The organism is uncultured Mucilaginibacter sp. (genome assembly GCF_937859865.1).
Taxonomy (GTDB): Bacteria; Bacteroidota; Bacteroidia; order Sphingobacteriales; family Sphingobacteriaceae; genus Mucilaginibacter_A.
This window is the reverse complement of sequence record NZ_CALMAT010000147.1, coordinates 23858-30021: the sequence shown is the minus strand read 5'-3', so window position 1 is coordinate 30021 and position 6164 is coordinate 23858. Positions and strand designations below refer to the sequence as shown.

The following is a 6164-nucleotide window of genomic DNA, read 5'->3' as shown; positions in this document are numbered from 1 at the left end:
GGCCTTACCTGCGCCGCTCCTACCAAACGCGAAAAGATGTGGCCAAAACTTTACTGGACGTCATTCCAAACACATTGATCCTTGCCACAACTGCCATGGTCTTTGCTTCTTTTATCGGTATATTTTTAGGCGTGATGGCAGCCGTTCATCAAAATACCTGGATTGATAAACTGGCCATCAGTTTTTCTATTTTGGGCGTTTCTGCGCCTTCCTTTTTTGCCGGAATCATCATTGCCTGGGTTTTTGGTTTTGTATTAAGCAAATATACCGGACTAAATATGTCGGGCAGTTTAACCGGTTACGATCCTTTTAAAGGCGAAGTGATCATCTGGAAAAACCTCATTTTGCCGATGGTAACTTTAGGTTTGCGCCCGCTCGCCATTATTGTCCAGTTGACCAGAAATGCGATGTTGGATGTTTTAAGCCAGGATTACATCCGCACTGCAAAAGCAAAAGGGCTGGACAAAAACAGCATCATCTATAAACATGCTTTAAAAAATGCTTTGAATCCGGTGGTTACAGCCATCGCAACGTGGTTTGCTTCGTTGCTGGCCGGTTCTTTTTTTGTGGAATATATTTTTGGCTACAACGGCTTAGGGAAAGCAACGGTTGATGCATTGGAAACCTCAGATTTCCCGGTGGTGATGGGCGCGATCCTGTTTATCGCTTTTATTTTTGTGGTGATCAGCCTGCTGGTTGATTTTTTATATGTTTGGATTGACCCGAGGGTAAAACTGAATTAAGATGGACGCACCTGCTCAAATGTATTTCCCCCAAATGTTCGTGCTTTTGCTGCTGCTGGGCGTTTGTACGTTTTGGCTTGGCCGCTTAATTCAATGGCTATTGCTGCGGAAAAGCCATCCCCGAAGAAAAATATTTTTTATCCTGATCGTTTCACTCCTGCTTTCTTACCTTTTGGCTTTGCTTTTTTGGTTTATCTGGCCTCAACCGGCACAACCCTTGTGGACTGTCTTTTTTTTGCCCGCGGTAACCGGCGAACTTATTATCCTCATTCTCACCCTTGTAATTTTTAAAAGAAGAAAACAAAAATGAGCCTTATTTTTCTCATCGGTTTTATGGGTTCGGGCAAAACCACACATGGCCGAAAATTAGCTGCCCATTTAAAAGTTGGTTTTATTGATCTGGACGAGGTTTTCGAAAAGCAAAACGAAATGACCATTGCCAATTATTTTGCTGTTTTTGGGGAAGAAAAATTCAGGCAGAAAGAATCAGAACTGCTAAAGAACACGGTTTATCCTGAAAACGCCGTTGTTTCTACCGGCGGCGGTTTGCCTTGCTTTTTTGATAATTTGGATTGGATGAAACAGCACGGCACTACAATTTATTTGCAAGTTCCGCCAAAAGTTATTGCATCACGATTAAACAATGCCAAAACAGAACGGCCGCTTTTGCAACAAAAAACCGGCGAAGAACTGCTGCAATACATCACCGAAAAACTAACCGAACGCGAACCAACTTATTTAAAAGCACAGGCAGTTGCAAACGGTGTAGGCGTTACGCCGCAAAAATTGGTTGGTTTGATTGAACAACAATTGGGTTGATGCTTCTTTTACCAGGTAAAAATTGAACTGTTTTGTTTCTGATTATTTACCACATACACCAATTTTTACCCGGTAAAAGAAGCATGGTGTTTTTTATCCTGCAAATTTAAACGAAGCCCTAAAAGCTTAAACAACTTCTAAATTAACTATTTTTCTTTTTATTAAAACCTGCTACCGTTCCTGCTGTTAAGCATGTTAAATAAAATCATTAAAAAACCATTTGTTATGATTAACGACGAAATTAAAAAAGTAACGGATACGGTAAAAGATACCATATCGCCTATAAACGACGAGTTTAAAAAAGTAACAAGCACTTTAAAAGACACGTTATTGCCTGAAAACCCAAATGCCAATGTAGGCAAAACCGACCGGATCATTTCTGTTGGGACTGGTGGCTATATCTTTATTAAAGGTGTTTTCAACCTATTTTCTCACCCAATATTGGCTTTAACCGAAGTTGGCATTGGGGCAGCATTGTTGCACCGCGGCATCACCGGAAACTGTGAAATTAAAAAGATAATTGACGATATGGACGAAACCACCGAACCGGTAACTTCGGTAGCGCATCCTTATCCATCTACCGTTACGCCTTTGTAATTGTAGCGGCCAAAACCAAAAAAGGATATTTCTTGACGGAAATATCCTTTTTTTATGCTTGTTGATTTTTTATAAAGCTTACAAAGCGCCTTCGGCAAAAGTGTTTCCTTGTTTGATGTCGCCGGTTTCGTAACCTTTTTTAAACCAGTACATCCGTTGTGCCGATGTGCCGTGCGTAAAAGAATCCGGCGAAACATGCCCGGTAGCTTCCTGCTGCAAACGGTCATCTCCAATGGCGTTGGCTGCTGTTAATGCTGATTCGATATCGCCCGGCTCAATAACACTTTGATTATCGCTGTTTTTCATCTGCGCTTCATAATGCGCCCAAACGCCCGCGTAAAAATCGGCCTGCAGTTCCAGCTTTACCGACATTTTATTGTAGTCCGTTTCGCTCATTTGCTCGCGCATCTGGTCCATCTTGGCAGAAACGCCCAGCAAATTTTGCACATGATGGCCAACTTCGTGCGCAATTACATAAGCTTTTGCAAAATCTCCGCCCGCGTGAAAGCGGTTACTCAATTCATCAAAAAAGCCAAAATCAAGGTAAACTTTACGATCGGCCGGGCAATAAAACGGCCCAGTTGCCGAACTGGCCATACCACAACCGGAAGCATCAACTTCGTTTTGAAAATGGACTAATTTGGGTTTTACGAAGGTTTTACCCATATCAGCAAATATTTTAATCCAGGTACTATCAACATCTTTTAAGATTACTCTTGTAAAATGCAGGTTTGTACTATCACTTTGGCTTAATCTCGACGGTGCAGCAGATTGCTCTGTGGTTTGCTGTTGATCTCCGCCAACCTGGTTTAACAATTGTGTAGGGTTATAACCGGTAAACAGGTAAATCACAAAACCTACGATACCGATAATGCCACCGCCAATACCTAATCCCTGGCCACCACCACCACCACCCGATCCGCCATCTTCAACATCGTTACTTTCATCACGTCCTAACCAACGCATAATTTATATTTTTTTAAGTTTTTGAAAATTGTTAACAATAATATGGGTTTTCAGTTTGATTTGCCCTGCTTCTTTTATCAGCCTAAAAAAAGGGTGGTAAAAGAAGCATTGCGTTTAACTGATGGTAATTTCTCCGCACAAAGGCGTTTCTACCAAACGGGCAATATCAGCAGGGTTTTGGTAACGGCCCAGCAAATACATCAACTTGGTAACGGCGGATTCAAAAGTCATATCGTAACCGCTCAACACGCCCATTTCTTTTAATTGCGTGCTGGTTTCGTAGCGGCCCAACTCAACCGTTCCCACTTTGCATTGCGAAATATCCAAAATAACCTTGCCTTTTTTAATGGCTTTTTTTAAAGATCTGATAAACCATTCGTCTGTTGTGGTATTGCCGGCACCAAAAGTTTCCATCACAAAAGCTTTGGCATCGGCTTTTAAAATGCTTTCTACCGTTTTTTGGCTGATGCCCGGATAGAGTTTCAGCACGGCAATATCGGTGTACATGTTTTTATGGACTTGGAATGGCTGCTCTACTGGCTTCAAAATAAAAGCTTCGTTAAAGCTGAGGTGAACGCCAGCTTCGGCCAAAACCGGATAATTGGGTGAACGAAAAGCTTCAAACTTGGATGAATTGTATTTAAACGAACGGTTGCCGCGGAACAATTGCGAATCAAAATAGATACAAACTTCGGGCACCAACGCTTTGCCGTTTTTTTGGGAGGCCGCAATTTCCAAAGAAGTAATCAGGTTTTCTTTCGCATCGGTACGAATTTGGCTGATGGGCAGTTGCGAACCGGTCAGGACGACGGGTTTGGTCAAACCTTCCAGCATAAAACTTAATGCCGAAGCCGTAAAAGCCATGGTATCAGAGCCGTGCAAAATTACAAAGCCTTCGTAATCGTTATAATTCTGTTCGATTAAAGAAGCAATTTCAACCCAAATCGCTGGCTTCATGTTGGAAGAATCAATAATCGGGTTGAAAGAATGAACGGTTAAACGGTAATTTAAACGCGCCAGTTCGGGTACGTTGAGGATGATCTGGTTAAAATCGAACGGACGCAGCATTTGCGTGGCCGGGTCGTTAACCATACCAATAGTTCCGCCTGTATAAATGATGAGGATATTCGTCATGTTCAGCGTTGGCCCCGTGATGTGTTCATTTCGGTTAAATTTTTCCACCTTAAACCCCAAAAATTTTCTTTGAATTAAAGGTCGTTGTTTCGGCTATCATTTCAATCGGTTGCTGGTGCAAATCGGCTACTTTTTGTGCAATATAAGTTAAATACGAGCTTTCGTTGGGTTTTCCGCGAAAAGGAACGGGCGGCAAGTACGGCGAATCGGTTTCCAGCACCAAATGTTCCAGGCTGATTTGCTGCACCACTTTATCCAAACCGGCGTTTTTATAAGTAACCACGCCGCCAATGCCGAGGTAAAAACCCAGTTCGATAATTTGGTTGGCCTGCTGCAAATCTCCCGAAAAACAATGAAAAATACCACGCAGCTTTTCGTCGTGTTCTTCTTTCAAAATGGCGTAAACTTCATCAAAAGCATTTCGGCAATGAATCACAATGGGCAGCGATGCTTCTTTTGCCCACTTAATTTGGGTGCGAAAAGCTTGCTGCTGCTCGGCCAGTAAATCCTGCGCCCAGTATAAATCAATACCGATCTCGCCAACGGCATAAATTTTTTGCTTTTGGTTCCAAAATGCTTTGATGGTTTCCAACTCCGCTTCCCAATTTTTGGTAACACTGCAAGGATGCAAGCCCAGCATCGGGAAACAGTTTTGCGGATAAGTTTTAACCAGTTCTGCAACCATCGGCACCGAAGCAGCATCCACGTTGGGCAGAAACAAGCGTGTAATTTGCTTGTCTAAACAACGCTGCACCATCGCCTTTTGCGCGTTGGCGTCCGTTTCGTAATAAAGGTGCGTGTGGGTATCTGTTAAAACCATCGCTTCAAAACTAAATAAAAATGCCTCCTGTTTTTTGCAGAAGGCATGTTTTGCTTATTTTTTCTTGGTTGAAATTTTCTTTTTCACCACTTTTTTACCGGATGCTTTTTTTACCGGTGTTTTTTTGGCAACCGCTGGGTGTTTGCCAGGCTTAATGCTCAACAACTCAACATCAAAAACAAGCGGACTGTAAGGCGGAATATCATTACCTGCGCCACGATCAGCATAAGCCAGTTTTGAAGGGATGATGAGGCGCGCTTTCGATCCCTGGTTCAGCAACAAAAAACCTTCGTCCCAACCCGGGATCACTTGTCCGGCTTTTACCACAAACTGAAATGCTTCGTATGGACGGCCGGGCTGTAACACACCTGCTTTTTGTGCTTCGTCTTTTAAGTTGGTATCGAAAACTTTTCCATCCAGCGTACGGCCGATATAATTGACCAGTAACGTATCGCCAGGCAAAGGTTTTGGTTTTGCAGAAGGCGTAAGCACCTGATAATACAGACCCGAAACCGTAGCTTTTGGAGCCGGGCTTAAAGCAGCAACGTATTTGGCAATCCTTGAAGTTTCTTCTGTTTTCAGCTTTTCGGCGGCTTCTTTGGCTTTGGCTTCGGCGGCTTTATGTTCGGCAATGGCTTCGTCCAAAGATTGTACTTTTTCTATTTTAAGCAGATAAACCACCGAAGCATTTTTGCCGCTCAAAAATGGCGGACGGTCTTGCTCGTGGCCTTTAAACAAAGAATCGGCAGGAATCAAAATTCGGACACTGTCTTTTGCAGCTAGCAGCGGAAAAATATCCATTAAATCATCTACCGTTTTGGATGGCTGAACCTGCGTGGTAAAAGGCTGGCCGCGCTGGTAGCTGCTCATCAAAACAGAATCGCGCTCAGTTTTGATGGTGAGGTTAAAGGTGATGACGTTGTCCAACTTGATCCGGTCGCCGGGATGGGCATCAACAATTTGGTAACGTGCCCCTTTTGCCGAGGTTTTTAACGTGTTTTGTGCCTGAGAAAACCTACCAAAAGCAAAAATAAAAAAGGCGGAAACGAAATAACGTAATTTCATATTGTTTGAAAAAGCCCCCG

8 protein-coding genes are annotated in these 6164 nt (G+C 43.0%); 4 read left to right on the top strand and 4 right to left on the bottom strand.

Going from position 1 to position 6164, the window contains the following annotated elements:
- The first annotated feature begins 38 nt into the window (after window positions 1-38).
- The 4 genes from Q0192_RS15975 to Q0192_RS15960 all read left to right on the top strand — a co-directional run bounded on the left by Q0192_RS15975 (window position 39) and on the right by Q0192_RS15960 (window position 2159).
- Window positions 39-743, top strand: coding sequence for an ABC transporter permease (locus Q0192_RS15975; protein ID WP_299290953.1), 705 nt, complete (start codon window positions 39-41; stop codon window positions 741-743).
- Between the two features lies 1 nt (window position 744).
- The gene (locus Q0192_RS15970) at window positions 745-1053 is read left to right on the top strand and encodes a hypothetical protein (protein WP_299290951.1); all 309 of its coding nucleotides are present in this window, start codon (window positions 745-747) and stop codon (window positions 1051-1053) included.
- Window positions 1050-1562, top strand: coding sequence for a shikimate kinase (locus Q0192_RS15965; RefSeq protein ID WP_299290949.1), 513 nt, complete (start codon window positions 1050-1052; stop codon window positions 1560-1562). Before Q0192_RS15970 ends, Q0192_RS15965 begins: the two co-directional genes overlap by 4 nt.
- 225 nt (window positions 1563-1787) lie before the next feature.
- Window positions 1788-2159, top strand: a complete 372-nt coding sequence (locus Q0192_RS15960) for a DUF2892 domain-containing protein (protein WP_299290947.1) — start codon at window positions 1788-1790, stop codon at window positions 2157-2159.
- A gap of 78 nt (window positions 2160-2237) precedes the next feature.
- On the opposite strand, the gene Q0192_RS15955 is transcribed toward Q0192_RS15960, so the two are convergent.
- From Q0192_RS15955 to Q0192_RS15940, 4 genes are all read right to left on the bottom strand, one after another.
- Window positions 2238-3125 carry a neutral zinc metallopeptidase gene (locus Q0192_RS15955; RefSeq protein ID WP_299290945.1) on the bottom strand — a complete coding sequence of 296 codons (888 nt, stop codon included), beginning with the start codon at window positions 3123-3125 and terminating at the stop codon, window positions 2238-2240.
- Window positions 3126-3239: 114 nt separating this feature from the next.
- Window positions 3240-4259, bottom strand: a complete 1020-nt coding sequence (locus Q0192_RS15950; protein ID WP_299290994.1) for a type I asparaginase — start codon at window positions 4257-4259, stop codon at window positions 3240-3242.
- 49 nt (window positions 4260-4308) lie between these two features.
- Window positions 4309-5079, bottom strand: coding sequence for a TatD family hydrolase (locus Q0192_RS15945; protein WP_299290943.1), 771 nt, complete (start codon window positions 5077-5079; stop codon window positions 4309-4311).
- Window positions 5080-5133: 54 nt separating this feature from the next.
- Entirely contained in the window at window positions 5134-6144 is a 1011-nt protein-coding gene (locus tag Q0192_RS15940) for an FKBP-type peptidyl-prolyl cis-trans isomerase (RefSeq protein WP_299290941.1), read from the bottom strand.
- Window positions 6145-6164: the final 20 nt, after the last annotated feature.

What these genes read in the sequence shown, in the direction of transcription:
- Q0192_RS15945 (WP_299290943.1), bottom strand. Translation starts at nt 5,079, where the DNA reads ATGGTTTTAACAGATACCCACACGCACCTTTATTACGAAACGGACGCC.
- Q0192_RS15955 (WP_299290945.1), bottom strand. Translation starts at nt 3,125, where the DNA reads ATGCGTTGGTTAGGACGTGATGAAAGTAACGATGTTGAAGATGGCGGA.
- Q0192_RS15970 (WP_299290951.1), top strand. Translation starts at nt 745, where the DNA reads ATGGACGCACCTGCTCAAATGTATTTCCCCCAAATGTTCGTGCTTTTG.
- Q0192_RS15950 (WP_299290994.1), bottom strand. Translation starts at nt 4,259, where the DNA reads ATGACGAATATCCTCATCATTTATACAGGCGGAACTATTGGTATGGTT.
- Q0192_RS15965 (WP_299290949.1), top strand. Translation starts at nt 1,050, where the DNA reads ATGAGCCTTATTTTTCTCATCGGTTTTATGGGTTCGGGCAAAACCACA.
- Q0192_RS15940 (WP_299290941.1), bottom strand. Translation starts at nt 6,144, where the DNA reads ATGAAATTACGTTATTTCGTTTCCGCCTTTTTTATTTTTGCTTTTGGT.
- Q0192_RS15960 (WP_299290947.1), top strand. Translation starts at nt 1,788, where the DNA reads ATGATTAACGACGAAATTAAAAAAGTAACGGATACGGTAAAAGATACC.